Raw genomic sequence first — 17,635 nt, forward strand, 5'->3', positions numbered from 1 at the left:
GATCAATGCCGCGGCTCCAGGTCCCCCGAGTACAGCTCGTCCTCGGACTCTTCCGCCCCCGGAATCTTGTGCTCCTCCGCCGCCCAGGCCCCCAGGTCGATCAGCTTGCAACGGTCCGAACAGAATGGCCGGAACGGGCTTTTCTCGTTCCATTCCACAGGTGCGCCACAGGTCGGGCAATCGACGGTCAATGGCTGGCTCATGGCTGGCCTCCTCGTAAAGTCAGGTAAAAGTGGTGCAGGCGGTCAATCTGCTGATGCAGCGCGGCCAGGTCGCCGTCATTGACCACCACATCATCGGCATGGCGCAGGCGCTCCTCGCGGGCCAGCTGGGCCTTGAGAATGGCCTGCACCTGCTCGGCACTGGTGTTGTCACGCGCCAGAGTACGCGCCACCTGCAGCTCCTGCGGCGCATCGATCACCAGCACCCGCTGGGTCTTCTGGTACTGGCCCGACTCGATCAGCAGCGGCGACACATACACCGCATACGGCGACTCCGCCTTGGCCAGGTAGCTGAAAATCTCCTGCCCGATCAACGGGTGCAGCAATTGCTCCAGCCATTTGCGCTGCGCCGGGTCGGCGAAGATCAGCTGGCGCAGGGCGGCACGATCGAGTTGGCCGTCGGCCTGCAGCACGCCGGCGCCGAAGCGCTCGACGATGCTGGCCAGTGCCGGGCGGCCAGGCTCGACAACCCAACGCGCCGCTTGGTCGGCATCGACCAGGTGCACGCCAAGCTCGACGAAACGCTCGGCAGCGGCGCTCTTGCCGCTACCAATGCCGCCGGTCAGGCCGAGAATCCAGGGGGTAAAGGCCGCAGTGGTCATCAGAATCCAAGCAGTTGTGTGTATGAAGCGTATATTTCATCACCCCAGAGCACGGCAATCCACCCCGCAATCGCCAGATAGGGGCCGAACGGGATCGCCGTACCCATGGCATGGCGGCGCAGACGCAGCAGACACAGCCCAGCCAGCGCCCCGACCACCGACGACAACAGCAAGGTCAACGGCAACACCTGCCAGCCACCCCAGGCCCCGATCAGCGCCATCAGCTTGAAGTCGCCATAGCCCATGCCCTCCTTGCCGGTAACCAGCTTGAACACCCAGTACACCGTCCAAAGGCTGAGGTACCCGGCCACCGCGCCCCACAGCGCGCTGGTCAGCGGGATATAGAGGCCGAAGGCGTTGACGATCAGCCCCAGCCACAGCATCGGCAGCACCAGCGCATCCGGCAGCAACTGGTGCTCGGCATCGATCAGGCTCAGGGCCAGCAGGCACCAGGTCAGCGGCAGCGCCAGCAAGGCCTCGGGCGAAGCACCAAAGCGCCAGGCCACCACCAGCGACAGCAGCGCGCTGGCCACCTCCACCAACGGGTAGCGCGGGCTGATGCGGGTTTTGCAGGCTGAACAACGCCCGCGCAAGGCCAGGTAGCTGATGACCGGAATGTTCTCCCACGCGCGAATTCGATGCTCGCAATGCGGGCAGCGCGAGGCAGGTAGCCACAGGTCGAAACGCTCGTGCGGCGTGATCGGCAATTCCAGCATTTCCTGCGCCTCACGCTGCCATTGCCGCTCCAGCATGATCGGCAGTCGGTAAACCAGCACATTGAGAAAACTGCCCACCACTAGGCCCAGCACCGTGGCCAGGGTGAGAAAGTACGCCGGCTGCTCAGCCAGCAAAGTCCATAAAGTCATGTTCAGATCAAGCTACCCAACTGGAAGATCGGCAGGTACATCGCCACCACCAGGCCGCCCACCAGCAGGCCCAGGACCAGCACGATGGCCGGCTCCAGCAGGCTGGTCAACTGGTCCAGCGCCTGGCTGACCTGTTCCTCGTAATGACTGGCGGCTTTTTCCAGCATCTGGTCCAGCGTGCCGCTGGATTCCCCGATGGCCGTCAGTTGCACCAGCAGCGGCGGAAACAGCGGCTCAGCGGCCATCGCCTGGTGCAGCCCCTGCCCATTGGCCATACCCTGGCGTAGCCGCAACACCGCCTGTTCATGCAGGTCGCCACCACTGACCCTGGCCACCGTGCCCAGCGCATCCAGCAACGGCACCCCAGCGGAGTAGGACGTTGCCAGGCTGCGCGCAAACCGCGCCAGCGCCGCCTGCCCCAGCAGCGTGCCGAACACCGGCAAACCTAGCACCCGGCGAGATATCCACAGGCGCGCTGGCGCGTGCTGCCGGTAGAGCTGGCGCATGGCAACACCCAGCACCACACCCATCACCAGCAACAGCGGCGCAAACCGGCTCAGCCCTGTGGACAAGTCGATCACCCATTGGGTAAATGCCGGCAACGCCACGCCCATGCCCGAGAACATACTCTCGAACTTCGGAATCACCTCCAGCAACAAGATCGCCGACACCCCCAGCCCAGTCAGTAACAGCAGGAACGGGTAGATCATCGCCTTGCGCACCTTCTTGTGCAGCACCCGACGCTGCTCCAGCATGCCTGCCAGCTGTTCCAGCTGCCGGTCGAGCGTGCCGGACTGCTCACCCACCCGTACCAGGTTGCAGTACAGCGCATCGAACCAGCCCGGGTGGCGCTGCAACGCATCTGCCAGCCCCAGGCCCGAGGCCACATCCTGTTTCAATCTATCCAGCAATGCCGCCTGCGCCGCATCACAGCCACTGCGCCCCATCACCTCGAATGCCTGCAGCAGAGGCACCCCAGCCTTGAGCAGGGTCGCCAACTGCCGGCTGAACCCCGCCGGGTCGGCCTTTGCCCGCCGTTTCGGCAAACTGAATGTCAGCCCACCGGCAGGCCGCAAACTGGCGACCTTGATGCCCTGGCGGATAAGCCCGGCACGCACATAGGCCGGGCTGCGCCCGGACGTTTGCCCGCTGACCGGCGTGCCGTTGGCGTCGGTGCCGTGCCAGGTGTAGAGGAGTGTGGATTGGGTCATGCAAAGGTCCTTTTTCTGCCCGTGCGACAAGCCTGGAAACAGCTTGCCGCGCCCATGCAAGGGCGTGCGTCCGAGATGCTCACTAGAGTAGTTCAGCGAAGACGACGCCCGAGCGGGCAGGGGTGACAAAAGGTGTCTGTTCAGGCCTACTGCGCCGCTGCCAGCCGGGGTCGAGCCTGACCTCAACGAGTACGCGTATCAAAAAGGAAAACGTTCATGAAAGGGCAACGCGGTATCACCCTGATCGAACTGATGATCGTCGTCGCGATCATCGGCATTCTGGCGACCATCGCCTTACCGATGTACACCAACCACCAGTCACGCTCCAAGGCCGCGGCTGGGTTGCTGGAGATCAGCGCGCTGAAGACCGCGATGGATCTGCGGTTGAATGATGGGAAGGATGTTGCGGATGTAGCCGCGCTGGGTGGCCAGCCAGCGACGGCGCACTGTGCGATCACGGCTAGCGGCAAGGCGGCGGATGGCACTGGGAGCATCGTGTGCACGCTGGTGGATGCGCCGGCTACTGTGCTCGGCAAGGCACTGACCCTGACGCGTTCGGCTACTGGGTGGGCGTGTACGACCAACATCGAGGAAGACCTGGCGCCGAAGGGGTGCAAGGCGCCTTGAGGGTGGGGCAATAAACTAGCGGAAACAGGGGTTTGCGTAACGGGTGCGAGCAGTGGTACGTTGCGCTACACGCCGGTGTAGCTCAGTCGGTAGAGCAGCGCACTCGTAACGCGAAGGTCGCAGGTTCGATTCCTGTCTCCGGCACCAGATCTTGTTGGCACGATGCAGGTTTTCCTGGTTTCGGCCCCTCCAAAAATGCCCGCCTTGTGCGGGTATTTTTGTTTCTGCCACATTCTGCTTTTGGCCGATCAGGCTACCTTCGGCCCACCACTTCGCTTGAGTGAATGGTTAGCTGCTTTTCACTTCCGATTGCACGGGTTTCAAGATAATGGGTGGCTCGCATTTGGCTTTCGCCCAGTGTTTTAGGGGCGTTTAGCGAATTTTTTTTAGATAGTGCTTTCACCGGTTAGAGATATTTTCAGTTTGCTAAGCCTTCCATCATGATCTACATCTGCGGACCCCGCCTGGCCATCACACAACCCGTAGACCCACTGCATACCCTTCGGGAGATGGCGCTGCCCTTTGGGCTGCAACGCGGGCCATGGTCACCACCACAGCTAAGGGATGGTGGATATCTCCACGCGCCTACGGCAAAGGTGTCTCCGAAACGGAGATACCCTGAACGCTGTGGGCATTGCCTTGGTCTGGCCAGCCTCGACGAAACTACCAATATCGATCGACTCGATACGCGCCAGTGTGTGGAAAACGACACTATGGGCTGGTTCTCGACGCGGTACAGAGCCGGGCAAGTACGTCCGCCGCCGTCCGCGGGAACCAAGTATACCTGGCAGCGGAACAGGGGCAGACCTAGGGCGACCTGACCCTGGCGGCGAACGTGGGTCAGGCCAGGATGGGCCAGCAGGTCTGACGAGAAAGCGCAGGAGCAACGAAAATGTGCAGGTGGCGCAGGCCCAGCAGGTGACCGAGCTGCCTGCCGTGAACTACCCGTATCAGATAATCAGGCGCCCAGCTCTCCAGCCTGAGCATCGCGACTAGTGTCTTCCCGAGTGCTGTATGGGCCGCCATCAGTCACTGAAAGCGGCCATGATTGCGTCCACGACCACACGTACTCTGGTGGTGTGGGCCAAGTCCTGATGTAGAACCAGCCACGCCTCATAGGACTTGGCCCGATGACGATCAGGCCATAACCGCACCAGTTCAGAATCACGCCGGGCTACATATTCTGGTAACTCGCCTAAGGCCAGACCAGCGCGTACGAAGGTCGCCAGCATCAGGCTTGAATCCAGTTCAGCGACCACGCGGCCTTGAGCTCTGGATTCGCCAGCCAGTGTCTCGTCCTGGCGCACTGTCACACCTTCTTGGTAAAGCGCAATGTCGTGGCCTGCGAAAGCTTCTCCAGGCCTCGGCTCCCCGTGTTGCTCCAAGTAACTCCGGGTTGCGTACAGGCCAACATCCCAGCGAGCGAGTTGTCGCACGATCAGGTCGGGTTGCTCCGGTCGCAGGGTGCGCACGGCAACATCGGCTTCCCTGCGTCCTAGGTCGAGCAGCCGTGTGGTAGTGGTCAAGATCACGCGCACCTCGGGGTGGCTGGCACGTAACCGTTCGATGGCCGGTACAACGAAATCCACGGCGAGTGCATCGGTGGTTGTCACACGCACCTCGCCAGAGGCGTGCGTGTCGGTGCCTTCACCGCGCCGCTCGAAGGAGACGGCCATGCGCTCCATGCCTTCGGCTATACGCACTACCTGCTGACCGGTGTCGGTCAACACCAAGCCACCAGTGCTGCGCAGGAACAGCCGACTGCCCAGAGCCTGCTCCAACCCGGCCAGGCGCCGGCTTACCGTAGTCTGGTCGATGGTCAGATGTTGGGCCGCACCGCGGAGGGTGCCGGCACGCTGTACCGCCAGGAAAATCCGTATGTCGTCCCAGTTCATCTCCGTTCTTCACCTTGCTGCAAATATGCAGCCATAGAATGCTATTTCATGCATTTTCGCATTTAAGGCAACTCCTTAACATAGTGTTCATTCCGTTGAACCCTTGATCTGCAACTAATCCAAACCGGTTGCTTGGGAGCGCCATGCCTCGTTTATCTTTTATCCTGACCGTTGCCATGCTGAGTACCTTTGGTCTCATTGCTTCGGATATCTACCTTCCCGCCATGCCGAGCATGACCACCGAGTTCGATATCGCCGACTGGCAAATGCCGCAGACGGTTTCTTTCTACCTGCTGGCACTGGCGATCTCGCAACTGGCTTACGGTCCGTTGTCTGACCGTTACGGCCGCAAGCCAGTATTGCTGGCCGGTGGTGTGCTCTACCTGATCGGTTCTCTGGGCTGCGCGGCGTCGGGCAGCTATGTAGGCTTCCTGGCTTGGCGTATGGTTGAAGCGGTTGGAGCTGCGGCGGGACTGGTCATCGGCCGGGCGCTTATCGCCGATACCTGCGATAAGCGCATCTCGGCCAAGGTCTATGCGGTGGTTTATCCATTAGTGTCGCTGTCGCCGGCTTTGGCTCCGGCTATTGGCGGGCATTTGGCCGTCGCGTTTGGGTGGCGGGCCGACTTCCTGTTCGTGGCGGCCTTTGGCGCTGTGGCGCTGCTGATGGCTTTGACGTTACTGCCTGAAACCCTGCCCGTGTCGGCGCGCACTCGGACTTCTCCTTTTGCCGGATTTAGCCATGTGTTACGCGACCGTACCTTTCGCCGCTATACGCTGGTAGTCTGCACGATCTACTGCGCGTGGTTCGTATATCTGACACAGTCGCCGTTCCTATTTGTACGGGCGGGATTGAGCGAAGAACAGAGCGGCTGGCTGTATTTGCCGCTGACGGCAGGCATCGTTGGCGCGAACTTGCTGGCGAAGCGATTGCTTGACCGCTGGCCCTACGACCGCATCGTCACTGTCGGCATTGCATGTTTTGTACTCGGCGGCGCAGCGTTTCTCACTGCCGCGGCATTGGGGTGGTCTGGCGCTGCGGCTGTGGTACTGCCAATGTGCCTGGTCAGCCTTGCTAACGGATCGTCGCTGTCGCTGGCGGTCTCCGGTGCCATCGCCAGCGAGCATGGGTATGCGGCTACCGCGTCGGGATTGGTTGGGTTCTGCCAGATCGGCAGCGCTGCGCTTATGGCAATGGGCGTGAGCGCGGCTTTCGGCACGAGCTTTAGCGTACTCGGCGGCGCGGTACTGGTGTTTAGTCTGCTCGCATTGTTCGCATGTTTACCATTCTCTGCAAACAACATCGGGCGCGTAGTTGATAGCCCCATGAGATAGCCCTTACCAGGTTTCCTCAGGATGGCCTTTGGTATTGGCTCAGGCGCTTCAGTCTGGCGATACGTGTGGTAGGCACTGGCTATCCCTGCCGCGTGAGTGAGAGGGGTATCATCCCAGCGGCTGAACATAGCATCAACCCGGGTTCAACCAGCGAGTAACCTTGCTGGTAATTCTGTTCTGATGGCCAACGGCAATTCACAGAGCGTAAATGAGGATACCCCAGCAGCCGAAGTACAAATTCATGAGATGGATACCTCAGTTTGGGAATGCAGTACCGGGTTTGATTTCCGAGCAGCTTTGATGTACATCGCCGTTCCACCTTGCCGCATATCGATCTCGAACAGCTCTGAGGTTCGGATGAGATCGCTAAGGGTCCGGTGCCCGTAGTTCACGGCTGAAAACGAACTGTTGTTGCGGATAAAATTACCGACCTGGCTGAGGCGCGACCAGCCTGCGTCATCGGCGGTCTTCTCTGCCGCAGTTCTCAGCAAGCGCACAAGTGATGTGTCATTGCGAAGCTCGTTTCGGGTGCGTTTACTGCTTTTCGACGCTTCGCCTTCAACTGCTTTCTCCTGATCATCGCCAAGCAGGTTCTCTGTGTAGATGAACTGCGAGCAGGCATCTACAAAAGGCTTCGGCGTCTTCTTCTCCCCGAAACCGTAGACCGGCAAGCCGCTTTCCAGCAGCCGAAGCACCAACGGGGTGAAGTCGCTGTCGCTTGTCATGAGCGCAAAGGCATCGACGTTTTTGCTGTACAGCAAGTCCATCGCATCAATGATCATCGCTGAGTCAGTGGCATTCTTGCCCTTGGTGAAAGCAAATTGCTGCATGGGGCGGATGGCGAACGGGTGGATCTTCTCGACCCATCCAGTGAGGAGAGGAGAACTCCAGTTCCCGTGTGCATGCCTGATGTTGACCATGCCGTACTTGGCCAACTCATCGAGCACGCCCCCTATGGATGCATGGCTCACATTGTCGCAGTCAATCAGCAGTGCTATCCGTTTCGACTCCACGGTGTACCCCGGTCAGCCCCTGTGTAACCAAACTCTAGCTCAACTGCCCTGGCAGCACTTTCAATGTTCATATCGTGCACCTCATCTTACCTTGGGGATTTCAGCTGAGCCTAGTTCGCTGCATTCGAAGTTTGAATGGGGATTTTGATGCAGATGATCGGATGTGGATTTATGGTTGCGTTCAACGCTGTTCGCACATAATTCAGAGACGTTTCCTACAGCTTTGACACTTGCTTGGCCGAGATACATGAGGCTAAATTTCCTCCGTCGCGGAAAATTCCGTGACCGGGCGTAGGAACCCGTTGGTAAACTTGGCGCACGCACTAGGCGCCCCTGCACCACAGCTGGCGCTTTTTTTGTGCCTGCCGTGCTGTGTCATGGCGGCTGTGTGTGGGCAGGCTTCGGCCTGGCCGGGTTTCCAAGTTTCCCGGTATTCCTACCCCATACACAGCTGCCACCCAATCCCGTAGGAAGGATCGTGGCAGCTCCAACTAAAACTTGGAGTGTCATGGATGCTTATCTCAAGTCCGTCCAGGATCCTCGCATTCGTTCTCCACCGTCGTTCCTCGACGGCCCTCAGCGATCTCACCTCCAGTCAATCTCGCTCCGTCTCTGCAACAAGGGAGGCACGCCATGACTGACCAAGAACGCCTATCCACCATCCAAAGCTATGCCTGGACCCTCGAACTGCTAGGCGAAGCCCTGGTCCAGCACGACGAAATGCTGGAGTGCGAACACAACCCACACCTGAGCTTTCGCAACACTGCCGGTATCCATCAGGCGATCCGGATCATCAGCCGTTTGGCCAGTGAGCAGTGTGGGAAGGTGATGGAGCGAAACGGGCAGGACCCTGTTAGTTAGGCAGGATCATTGATGAGCGGTGGGCCAGATATCACCGTTACGGCTGGCCCTCTGCTCAAGGCCGCCTGGTTATGGGGCTGCTGCGCAGCCCATCGCAGGCAAGCCAGCTCCTACACGGACCGCGCAGGTCTTGGGGGATGTGCCGAACCTGTGGCAGTGGGTTTGCTGGCGGGGGGATGGCACGGGCTTTGTCCGTGTTCGCGAGTGAACTCGCTCTCACTACGATCTGCAGCTACTGAACCCGTCTGATCTGGTCGGTGCGACTGACAGTGATAGACCCCTAACGGTCATCCGCGAAAGTACGAAACTGCCAATCGGACCACAATCGATGCTGGCAACCCAGCCACTACACGTCAGTGTCTATGGATCGCCCTAAGAGTTCGAGTTAGCTAACGAAGCCTGACAACAACTCAAACGTCCAGTAGCCGGCGATTACCAACTGCACGGCAAAAGCCGTGAAGCGAAGAAAAACTGCGGGAACAGCCAGAGAGACTAAATGCACCAATGACTGAACCAGGCGCGCTGCGAGCAGAGCAATAGCCAGCGGGTCGGTAATGGCGGTTTGTCTGGTCACCAGGGCCACCAGCAGCAACCCACCAAAGATTGGGAGCCCCTCTAGGCAATTGGCGTGCGCGCGCGCCAACCTCTGCATGAAGGGCGAAAGATTGGAGTTGTCCGGGGTGAATCCGTTTGCCGGAAATTGCTTGAAAACAACTAACAGACCGCGCAACAGCTCCATCAATACCAACAGTGTTAGCGCCCAGGCAATGAGCCCGGTCAATGCAATCGTGCTGGCGTTTGTCATCGATCAATGTTCCTGTCGTGCGACGAACTGGGGTCATCGGTGCGGCTAACCCTGCTTCTCTCGCCATTTATCAGAGTCGTACACATAAGCGTCGCCAAGAATACTGTCGTAGCGGACGATCATCCTGACGCGAGCTTTTGACATCGCCATGACGGGTTGTGGGTCCTGGTCATGCAGCACAACGGTGGAAACATTGAACTTCCTTCCGGGCGGAATGAACTCACCGACCACAAATAGTTCGGCGCTCTGTTCATGAGGTATATCCCCAAGCATTTTCTTGCCAGCTGCGATAATCAAGTCAGGCCCCTCGCCGTCTAATAGCTCACCATCTACCCAAAGCTTGACCTCACGAATGATCGCTGGACCTAGGCCATTGTTCTCTATCGTAAAAAAGTAAGTTCTGGTCGTGGGATCAGTACGGTTCCAAGGCGACAGGTGTGGCGTGGCCATCAAACGGTTGTGCAGTTCGTGCATATTTATTTGCTTATGACTGAAACGCAACGCGAGGGTAGCCACTATGACCGAAGCAAAGGCAGCAACAGCGGACAGCAGTGTACCGGCCTCAGTCAACCAACTCTCCTGAGACGCCACGACATACACCACATAATCCACGATAGTACCCATAGAGATCTTCTCGCGATGTCAATCCGCCGAACCCAGGGGAATCGACAGCGCGGATGGATCTGCATGTAAGACTAGAAAGGGATACGCAAGAAGCAAGGGCCACCCCTGCTGTCTGGCAAAAGCTAGGCGGAGCCAGGTCCATGACAAAATGCTTGAGTGCGAACACTACCCGCGGCTGAGCTTTCGCAACACGGCCGGTATCCATCAGGCGATCCGGATCATCAGCCGTTTGGCCAGTGAGCCGTGTGGGAAAGTGATGGAGCGAAACGGCCAGGACCCTGAGCGTAAGGCAGGATCATTGATGAATCGGGCCAGATATCACCATTGTGGCTGGCCCTCTGCTCAAGGCCGCCTGGTGGTTTATTCCTGTCGGGTAGGGTTATGGGGCTGCTGCGCAGCCCATCGCAGGCAAGCCAGCTCCTACAGGAACCGCGCAGTTATTAGGTAAGCGCTGTGCTAGTGAAGGCACCCAGTACTGCCGCAGACCAGCACAATGCGTCAGGCCGAAGAAGCAGTAGTCACTGTGCCCTGAATGCATTCCCGGAAATTGTCGCAGTCCGACTGTAGTTCGATGACCGGTTCGCCATACTCCAGGCTCAGCATGCTGGCGTCATCGTTGACGCTCTGCAAATCGGTACCCGAATGCAGATGTTCATGCCAGTACCCGTCACTGCACAGTAGTAGGCGTGCATCCAATGGGAGGTGGGTCATCTGCCAGTCCGGAGAGCAAAAACGCCTGGCGTTCAGGGAGCGGGTCAGCAGATGCCGTGATTCGTTAATTCCCGAGGTTGCCCCCGGCCAGATGGCCTGTTCTTGCAGATTCTGCGGTCGGTTCAGCCAGCTGATGGCCAATCCGGGTCTCTGGAGTCCCACAAGGCCATCGCCAACATGCCCAACATGGAGCAACTGCTGCTGCAAGTCGACGAGTACGCAGCAATAGCTGGCGATCGCATGCAGGTAATCTTGACGCAAGCGCTGCTGCTCGGCACGCATGATGCTAACCAGTCCTTCGGGGCTCAGCTGCTGGGCCTCTCCAAGCGCAACGTCGACAACGGTACGGGACCAGTGCCGAGCGAGGCCTTGTCCGTCGCCTCTTTCGGCCGCATCCACAAGCATAGCCAGCACGTAGCTACCCTTGCGCCCAAAAGCTGCTGCATCGTTGTTACAGCGTCGTCCCTTGCCTTGGCGACTGATCCAGCCAATCTGCATCAGCGGTTCATCCCTGCCAGGGTTTCCAATCGTTCGAACAGCAGATTCTCGCGGTCCGCATCGCCTCTGGCCTGGGCGTTGACCGCATATTCAAAGTTTCCGTCAGGCAGTAGCTGGCCAATTTCCTTGCTGATGTAGTCGCGCACTTCGACAGCGGCAGATTCGATTTCGTCTTCTAGTTCCGGGCGCCCGTCTATCAAGTTCAGGATGTCTTCTATGTCGCGACTGGACAAGGCATCCCCGCGTCCACGCCCTTTCCAGGCTTCCAGTTTGGTGGCCACGAAGTACACGGGGTTGACCAAGTTGATAGTGACTCCCTCTTCCAAATCATAGGCCGTGGAGGTGGCCATGGCGTCTTTGTACCAGCGGTTGCTGAACCCAAGGGAATCGTCGTCCGGCATGAAGTCAACGCGAAGATCGCCAAGTCTCATTGCGCAGATGGGGAAGTCATCGTCATCTTCTTGTGGGCTGACCCGGAAGCCGCGCGCGCTGAGCGTCTCCTGCAAACGGGTGAAGCCTACCGGGCCCATGACATGCACGATCAGATCAACATCGTCGGTACTGCGTACTTGTTCACGGGTGTAATCGTCGGTGAGTAGCAAACCAGTGGTGCAGCCGCCGACAAAGGTCATCTGCTGGCGCAGTTCGGGCCCCAAGGCTTTAGCAACCTCGCACAGCATGCTCCGCAGCGTACTGAAAACGCTCATGGCAACTCCAGGCGGTCCTGCAGCAGTTCTGCCGCAAGGTTTCGTTCGCGGGGCTGTCCCAGCCGTATGGCATCGACAAGCGCCAGCAGGGCGTACATTTCCGGATCTCTTCGAGCGGCATCTGCTGCGGTCTTGAACAGTGGCTCGATCTTCATTCCCATGGTGTTGCCGCGGGCATAGGACCAGACCGGCACGTGCTCACCGGCGCTAATCAGGCTCTTGTCCAATACTGGCGCTGCAAAGCCGGTGGCAATGCCACGAGTCAGCTCCCCGGCTCGCGCTGGAAAAACGTACTTCAGGCCGTAAACGACGAACTCAAACAGGGCCTTGGTGTTCGCTCTAGGTACGCCCAGCTTGCGGTCAGCCTTGACCAAGCCAATCTGCGTGCAGTGCTTCAAAGAGATGTTGATCTGGGTCTTGCTGATGCCAGTTTGTAGCTCCAGTGCACGGGCGGTGTAGGAGGATAAATGTGGGGGGCTCTCCTCAAAGAAATCTGGCTGCCCTTGGTATCGCGTGATTTGGTCATCACTTTCCTCCTCCCAGTCCTTCCAGTCGTGCGGCCACGCTTCTACAGCCTTGCCATGCGACTCATGCCGCTGGAGGCAAACCAGCTTGAGTAGTAAGCCGATGTCTTGACCTTTCATGTGATATTCCATCCATTTGTCCCCAGTCCCGGGACATGGGACAAAGAGAACACGCAGGCCGCAGAAGTGCAAGCAGTGGAATGAATATTCTTTGAGGACGGAAGCGATCCCTCCGGCGAATGGCACAGGCTTCGCTCATGTTCGCAACCTCGTGCCTACCGGACTCACATCACCTTCGAGTGGCCTTTTCGCCTCAGCGGGCAATACTTCTGTGTATTGCAGGCGTGTTCCTGGTGGCGCGCGCCGCTGGGAGGTGTCACGTGAACAAACTGACAATCGTGGGTGCCGGCATGGTCGGCGAGGCGGCGGCACAGATCATCGCCCGGGAAGAGTTGTGCCGGGAGTTGGTATTGATGGATGTGCAGGGCGAAATGGCGCAAGGCAAGGCGCTGGATGTGTGGCAGGCGGCAGTCGAGTCGGGTTCCGATACCCGGGTTCACGGCGGGGCCAAGGCTGAAATGCTGGGCGGGTCTGAGCTGGTGGTCATTACCGCAGGCGTGCCGCGCAAGCCTGGGCAATCGCGTCAGGACGTGCTGAGCATCAACCTGCCGATTATCGATAGCATCATGGCGGACATCAAACAGCATGCGCCAACGGCGACGGTACTGGTGGTGTCGAACCCGGTCGATGTGCTGACCTATCGCGCCTGGAGCCTCAGCGGGCAGGGGCGCAGCAAGGTGTTCGGCCAAGCGGGGGTGCTGGATACGGCGCGCATGAAGTGTTTCATCGCCGAGCAGACCGGGTTTTCTGCCCGGGATATCACGGCGCTGGTCCTGGGCGGGCATGGCGACAGCATGGTGCCGCTGATGCGCTATTGCCGGATCGGCTCGGTGCCGCTGTCGCACTTCCTCTCCAGCGAGCAGATCGAGCAGATCGTCGAACGCACCCGCAAGGGTGGTGGCGAGATCCTGGGGCTGAAGAAGCTGGGCAGTGCCTGCGATGCGCCGGGCGTGGCGATTGCGCAGATGGTGGATGCGATCGCCAACGGGCGAAACCGCATATTGCCGGCAGTGGCGATACTGGAGGGCGAGTACGGGCGAACGGATATCGCCATGGGTGTGCCCTGTGTGCTGGCAGGGGAGGGGCTGGCGCGGGTGATCGAGTTGCCGCTGGATGCGCAGGAGCAGGCGATGTTCGACCATTCTGCAGATCAGGTGGCGCGGGATATTGCTGAGATGAAGGCGCTGTGAATGGGGAAATGCTTGATCGCCGACGCGCAGCCGGCGATCAAGCCCAATTGGACCTGTGGTCAGATCGCGGCCAGCTCCAGTGACAGCTCAGGATGCTTGAGGATCAGGCGCATCAGGCACAACACACCGCCTGGCGGCACGAAGCGACCTTGCTCCCAGTCACGCAGCGTTGCGACCGGTGTTGCGATACGCTCGGCGAATGATGCTTGGGTCAGCCCACAGCGTTCGCGGGCCTGGCGAACCAGAATCTGCTCCGGCGTGGTTACTCGCCCAGCGCCAATCTTGGCTTCCTTGAGCGCTTGGCGCAGGTCAGGCAATGGCTCACCCGCATCAGCCTCAATGGCCTTGGCAACACTTTCTATATCGATGTCACGCATTTCACACCACCTTGCTGATTTCAGCGGGGCTCATGTTGGCACGTTCAGCCTTCGCATAAACCGTAAGCAACAGCACAATTTCATCTTCATTCAGGTTGAAGTAGATCACCCGTGTGCCACCGGACTTACCAGAACCTGCGCGGGTCCATCGAACTTTTCGTGCGCCGTCCGCACCGGGTACTACATCCCCCGCGAGCGGATTGACCGCAATCCAGTCGATGAAAGCCACGCGTTCTTCGTCAGACCACAATTTGGCAGCGGCTCTTTGGAACGTAGGCGTTTCAATTACTGTATGCATATGAATGTACGGGATTCCCTTATAGCATGCAACGTTGAATACGGATGCTCAAAGGGCGGAACTGCGATGGGATGAACGCTGTAGCGTGCCAGGTCAACCCTGGCGCCAACCACTGAACCCGCTCCCTGAGCTCATCGAGCACATGCTGCATGCGCTCGTCCGGATCATTCTCCAGACTTGGTAGCAGTGAGGCCTTGTCGGTTGATTTGCCGGATATGTCCGAAGTGGCGTTCGAGCAGATTTCTACTCGGGCGTTTGAGTGATCATTCGCCTCGCTGTGGTGAAGTGAGGCTTCGACTTCTGGGATCTTGGGGCCGCGTCGCGGCCCTTTCGCGACACAAGGCCGCTCCCACAGGTACAGCGACAACCTCGAGATCAGCGCTGCACCTGTGGGAGCTGGCTTGCCAGCGATGAGGCCAGCGCAGGCAGCACAGACTGTTGCTCTGGCGTGCGCTGGCGGTTCAGCGCACCAGCAGCGGCACTGCCCGCACGTAAACCAGTTCACACACCAGCTCCACCAGCGTCTGGGTAATCACCGCAGCGGCGGCCAGCCCGCGCATTTCTTCGGGCAGCGCCAGCGCCAACGGCAACACCACCAGCGAGTTGCGCGTGGCGGCGCTGAAGGTGACCGAGCGTGCCTCGGTCACCGGCAAGCGCAGCAAGCGCGATGCAACGAACCCGAGCACCGGCGCCAACAGCATGAAGCCGATGTACACCGGAATCACCGGCAGCAAACGGTCGAAATCACGCAGTACCACGGCAATCTGCGAGGCGATCACTACCACCAGCACCAGGGCCATGGCGGGTACCGGCATCCACGCCCAGGCGTCGTTCCAGGTCGAGACCGTGCGCGAGCGACGGGCGCCGACGCTGGTGAGCACGGCGAGCGCCATAGGCAGCACGATCAGCAGCACGAAGGCTTCCACGAACGGGGTGATGGAGATGGCCACTTTGCTGCTGTCGCCCAGCATCAGGGCCAGGTAGAGCGGCAGCAGTGCCAGTTGCACCAACAGCAGCACGGGGGTGGCGGCCAGGGTCAGGCGGGAGTCGCCTTTGCCGATGTGGGTGAACACCACCACGTAGTCGATGCACGGTGTCAGCAGCACCAGCAGCGCGCCGATGAGGATCGCCGGGTGTTCGACCAGCCCACGGGTGATGGCCCATACCAGCAGCGGCACGAAGATGAAGTTGGCCAGCAGCAAGGCGCTGATGAAGCGGCGGTTGCTCAGGCCTTGGCGCAGGTCGAGGAAAGGGATCTGCAGGAACATCGCGTACATCAGCACGGTGATGGCGGGGGTGACCAGGACTTCCAGATGGCGCGCAGTGTCGCTGGTCAGCACGCCGCAGGCGACGGCGGCGAGCACGGCGATGAAGTAGATCGGGACCTGGTGGGTTTCGAGTTGCTCTCTGGTCAAGGTATGGCCTGTGCTCGGTGGTATGGAGGAGGCACAGGGTAATACCTGCTGCCAGTAGGGGGCGCGGTTTTTTGTGGGAGCGGCCTTGTGTCGCGAAAGGACCGCAAAGCGGTCCCGGCGATCTCGATGGTGAAGTTGCAATCGTGGGGCCGCTGCGCGCCCCTTTCGCGACACAAGGCCGCTCCCACATTGACCGCATCGACTTCAAGTCATGCCGCCTGAGTCAAACGAAAAAGCCCGGCACTAGGCCGGGCTTTTTCCTGTCAGGCAATCGCCAATCAGTTGCCGTAAACCGGCAGCTTCTTGCAGATGGCCTTGACCTTCTCACGCACGGCGTCGATCACCGCTTCGTTGTTCAGGTCAGCCAGGATGTCGCAGATCCAGCCAGCCAGCTCGCGGCACTCGGCTTCCTTGAAACCACGGGTGGTAACGGCTGGGGTGCCGAAACGCAGGCCCGAGGTGACGAACGGGGAACGTGGGTCGTTCGGTACCGAGTTCTTGTTGACGGTGATGAAGGCTTTGCCCAGGGCGGCGTCAGCGTCCTTGCCGGAGATTTCCTGCTTGATCAGCGACAGCAGGAACAGGTGGTTCTGGGTGCCACCGGAAACCACGTCGAAACCACGCTCGATGAACACGCTGGCCATGGCCTGGGCGTTCTTCACGACCTGCTGCTGGTAAGCCTTGAACTCAGGCTGCAGGGCTTCCTTGAAGCAGATGGCCTTGGCAGCGATGACGTGCTCCAGCGGGCCACCCTGGGCGCCAGGGAAGACGGCGGAGTTCAGCTTCTTCTCGATCTCTTCGTTCTTGCGAGCGAGGATCAGGCCGCCGCGCGGGCCGCGCAGGGTCTTGTGGGTGGTGGTGGTGACCACGTCGGCGAACGGAACAGGGTTCGGGTACACGCCAGCGGCAACCAGGCCGGCAACGTGGGCCATGTCGACGAACAGGTAGGCACCGACCTTGTCGGCGATGGCGCGGAAGCGGGCGAAGTCCAGAACCTGCGAGTAGGCCGAGAAGCCGGCAACGATCATCTTCGGCTTGTGCTCGACAGCCAGGCGCTCGACTTCGTCGTAGTCGATCAGGCCGTTGCCGTCGATGCCGTACTGGATGGCGTTGTACAGCTTGCCCGAGGAGCTTACCGAAGCACCGTGGGTCAGGTGGCCACCGTGGGCCAGGCTCATGCCCAGGATGGTGTCACCGGCCGACAGCAGGGCCAGGTAGACGGCGGCGTTGGCCTGGGAGCCGGCGTGCGGCTGGACGTTGGCGTAGTCGGCGCCGAACAGTTCCTTGGCACGGTCGATGGCCAGCTGCTCGACGACGTCGACGTACTCGCAACCACCGTAGTAGCGCTTGCCCGGGTAGCCTTCGGCGTACTTGTTGGTCAGGACCGAGCCCTGGGCCTCCATGACTGCCGGGCTGGTGTAGTTTTCCGAAGCGATCAGCTCGATATGCTCTTCCTGGCGCAGAGCTTCTTGCTGCATGGCTTCGAAGAGCTCGGCGTCGTACTTGGCAATGGTCAAATCACGGCTGAACATGGCGGTCCTCAAGGATCGGGGTGAATTGGGGGGGCATTCTAACCGATTGATCCGCGGCTGGCATATGAAGTGGCATCAAGTCGCGGACCAATGGGCTTCACGTTGCATCCCGCGCCGTTTCTGGGCTGGGCGGGAACTGGAGTTGACTCAAAGGTCCGTTTTTTGGGGCGCTGTGCGGCCCATCGCCGGCAAGCCAGCTCCCAC

The 17,635-nt window shown here is 59.9% G+C and carries 19 protein-coding genes and 1 tRNA gene; 5 read left to right on the plus strand and 15 right to left on the minus strand.

Features of this window, described 5'->3' with window-relative positions:
• Positions 1 to 2: 2 nt before the first annotated feature.
• Genes yacG through ABX298_RS13965 form a run of 4 tightly spaced genes read right to left on the minus strand, consistent with a single transcriptional unit; the run spans position 3 to position 2,900 of the window.
• Positions 3 to 203 (minus strand): DNA gyrase inhibitor YacG, encoded by a 201-nt coding sequence (yacG, locus tag ABX298_RS13950; protein WP_003260624.1) that lies wholly within the window; start codon positions 201 to 203, stop codon positions 3 to 5.
• Positions 200 to 823 (minus strand): dephospho-CoA kinase, encoded by a 624-nt coding sequence (gene coaE, locus ABX298_RS13955; protein ID WP_075043664.1) that lies wholly within the window; start codon positions 821 to 823, stop codon positions 200 to 202. The genes yacG and coaE overlap by 4 nt, the downstream gene beginning before the upstream one ends.
• Positions 823 to 1,689: an A24 family peptidase gene (locus ABX298_RS13960; RefSeq protein ID WP_286100996.1), complete on the minus strand. Its 867-nt coding sequence runs from the start codon at positions 1,687 to 1,689 to the stop codon at positions 823 to 825. The genes coaE and ABX298_RS13960 overlap by 1 nt, the downstream gene beginning before the upstream one ends.
• Positions 1,690 to 1,691: 2 nt before the next feature.
• Positions 1,692 to 2,900, minus strand: a complete 1,209-nt coding sequence (locus ABX298_RS13965; protein ID WP_286100997.1) for a type II secretion system F family protein — start codon at positions 2,898 to 2,900, stop codon at positions 1,692 to 1,694.
• Between the two features lie 216 nt (positions 2,901 to 3,116).
• On the opposite strand from ABX298_RS13965, the gene ABX298_RS13970 reads away from it, so the two are divergent.
• Together ABX298_RS13970 and ABX298_RS13975 are read left to right on the plus strand one after the other, a co-directional pair.
• Positions 3,117 to 3,527, plus strand: a complete 411-nt coding sequence (locus tag ABX298_RS13970) for a pilin (RefSeq protein ID WP_075043667.1) — start codon at positions 3,117 to 3,119, stop codon at positions 3,525 to 3,527.
• Positions 3,528 to 3,598: 71 nt separating this feature from the next.
• Positions 3,599 to 3,674: transfer RNA gene (locus tag ABX298_RS13975), tRNA-Thr, on the plus strand.
• 878 nt (positions 3,675 to 4,552) lie between these two features.
• Here the strand turns inward: ABX298_RS13975 and ABX298_RS13980 are convergent.
• Positions 4,553 to 5,422, minus strand: coding sequence for a LysR family transcriptional regulator (locus ABX298_RS13980; RefSeq protein WP_286100998.1), 870 nt, complete (start codon positions 5,420 to 5,422; stop codon positions 4,553 to 4,555).
• A 143-nt stretch (positions 5,423 to 5,565) separates the two neighbouring features.
• Here ABX298_RS13980 and ABX298_RS13985 point away from each other — a divergent pair, with 143 nt between their 5' ends.
• Positions 5,566 to 6,756, plus strand: coding sequence for a multidrug effflux MFS transporter (locus ABX298_RS13985; protein WP_286100999.1), 1,191 nt, complete (start codon positions 5,566 to 5,568; stop codon positions 6,754 to 6,756).
• Between the two features lie 239 nt (positions 6,757 to 6,995).
• Here the strand turns inward: ABX298_RS13985 and ABX298_RS13990 are convergent, their stop codons facing one another.
• Complete coding sequence (locus ABX298_RS13990) at positions 6,996 to 7,769, minus strand: NYN domain-containing protein (protein WP_367393237.1); 774 nt, start codon at positions 7,767 to 7,769, stop codon at positions 6,996 to 6,998.
• A gap of 633 nt (positions 7,770 to 8,402) precedes the next feature.
• On the opposite strand from ABX298_RS13990, the gene ABX298_RS13995 reads away from it, so the two are divergent.
• Complete coding sequence (locus tag ABX298_RS13995; RefSeq protein WP_015268870.1) at positions 8,403 to 8,630, plus strand: hypothetical protein; 228 nt, start codon at positions 8,403 to 8,405, stop codon at positions 8,628 to 8,630.
• Between the two features lie 385 nt (positions 8,631 to 9,015).
• Here ABX298_RS13995 and ABX298_RS14000 read toward each other — a convergent pair whose 3' ends face one another.
• The 5 genes from ABX298_RS14000 to ABX298_RS14020 all read right to left on the minus strand — a co-directional run bounded on the left by ABX298_RS14000 (position 9,016) and on the right by ABX298_RS14020 (position 12,619).
• On the minus strand, positions 9,016 to 9,435 hold the full coding sequence (locus ABX298_RS14000; protein WP_075043678.1) for an MAPEG family protein: 420 nt from the start codon (positions 9,433 to 9,435) through the stop codon (positions 9,016 to 9,018).
• Between the two features lie 45 nt (positions 9,436 to 9,480).
• On the minus strand, positions 9,481 to 10,059 hold the full coding sequence (locus tag ABX298_RS14005; RefSeq protein ID WP_075043679.1) for a hypothetical protein: 579 nt from the start codon (positions 10,057 to 10,059) through the stop codon (positions 9,481 to 9,483).
• Between the two features lie 498 nt (positions 10,060 to 10,557).
• On the minus strand, positions 10,558 to 11,268 hold the full coding sequence (locus ABX298_RS14010) for a hypothetical protein (RefSeq protein WP_286101001.1): 711 nt from the start codon (positions 11,266 to 11,268) through the stop codon (positions 10,558 to 10,560).
• Entirely contained in the window at positions 11,268 to 11,975 is a 708-nt protein-coding gene (locus ABX298_RS14015) for a nucleotidyl transferase AbiEii/AbiGii toxin family protein (RefSeq protein WP_075043681.1), read from the minus strand. The genes ABX298_RS14010 and ABX298_RS14015 overlap by 1 nt, the downstream gene beginning before the upstream one ends.
• A complete protein-coding gene (locus tag ABX298_RS14020; protein WP_075043682.1) occupies positions 11,972 to 12,619 on the minus strand; it encodes a hypothetical protein in 648 nt (215 codons plus the stop codon). The genes ABX298_RS14015 and ABX298_RS14020 overlap by 4 nt, the downstream gene beginning before the upstream one ends.
• A 260-nt stretch (positions 12,620 to 12,879) precedes the next feature.
• On the opposite strand from ABX298_RS14020, the gene ABX298_RS14025 reads away from it, so the two are divergent.
• Positions 12,880 to 13,809 (plus strand): malate dehydrogenase, encoded by a 930-nt coding sequence (locus ABX298_RS14025; protein ID WP_367393238.1) that lies wholly within the window; start codon positions 12,880 to 12,882, stop codon positions 13,807 to 13,809.
• A gap of 59 nt (positions 13,810 to 13,868) precedes the next feature.
• Here ABX298_RS14025 and ABX298_RS14030 read toward each other — a convergent pair whose 3' ends face one another.
• The 4 genes from ABX298_RS14030 to glyA all read right to left on the minus strand — a co-directional run bounded on the left by ABX298_RS14030 (position 13,869) and on the right by glyA (position 17,431).
• Entirely contained in the window at positions 13,869 to 14,186 is a 318-nt protein-coding gene (locus ABX298_RS14030; RefSeq protein WP_075043684.1) for a DNA-binding transcriptional regulator, read from the minus strand.
• Between the two features lies 1 nt (position 14,187).
• Positions 14,188 to 14,415 carry a type II toxin-antitoxin system RelE/ParE family toxin gene (locus tag ABX298_RS14035; protein ID WP_237140965.1) on the minus strand — a complete coding sequence of 76 codons (228 nt, stop codon included), beginning with the start codon at positions 14,413 to 14,415 and terminating at the stop codon, positions 14,188 to 14,190.
• A gap of 530 nt (positions 14,416 to 14,945) precedes the next feature.
• Positions 14,946 to 15,899, minus strand: coding sequence for an arsenic resistance protein (locus ABX298_RS14040; protein WP_367393239.1), 954 nt, complete (start codon positions 15,897 to 15,899; stop codon positions 14,946 to 14,948).
• A gap of 278 nt (positions 15,900 to 16,177) precedes the next feature.
• A complete protein-coding gene (gene glyA / locus ABX298_RS14045) occupies positions 16,178 to 17,431 on the minus strand; it encodes a serine hydroxymethyltransferase (protein ID WP_025337620.1) in 1,254 nt (417 codons plus the stop codon).
• Positions 17,432 to 17,635 lie beyond the last annotated feature (204 nt).

It is taken from the genome of Pseudomonas sp. X4, assembly GCF_040784925.1.
Classification (GTDB): Bacteria; Pseudomonadota; Gammaproteobacteria; order Pseudomonadales; family Pseudomonadaceae; genus Aquipseudomonas; species Aquipseudomonas putida_Z.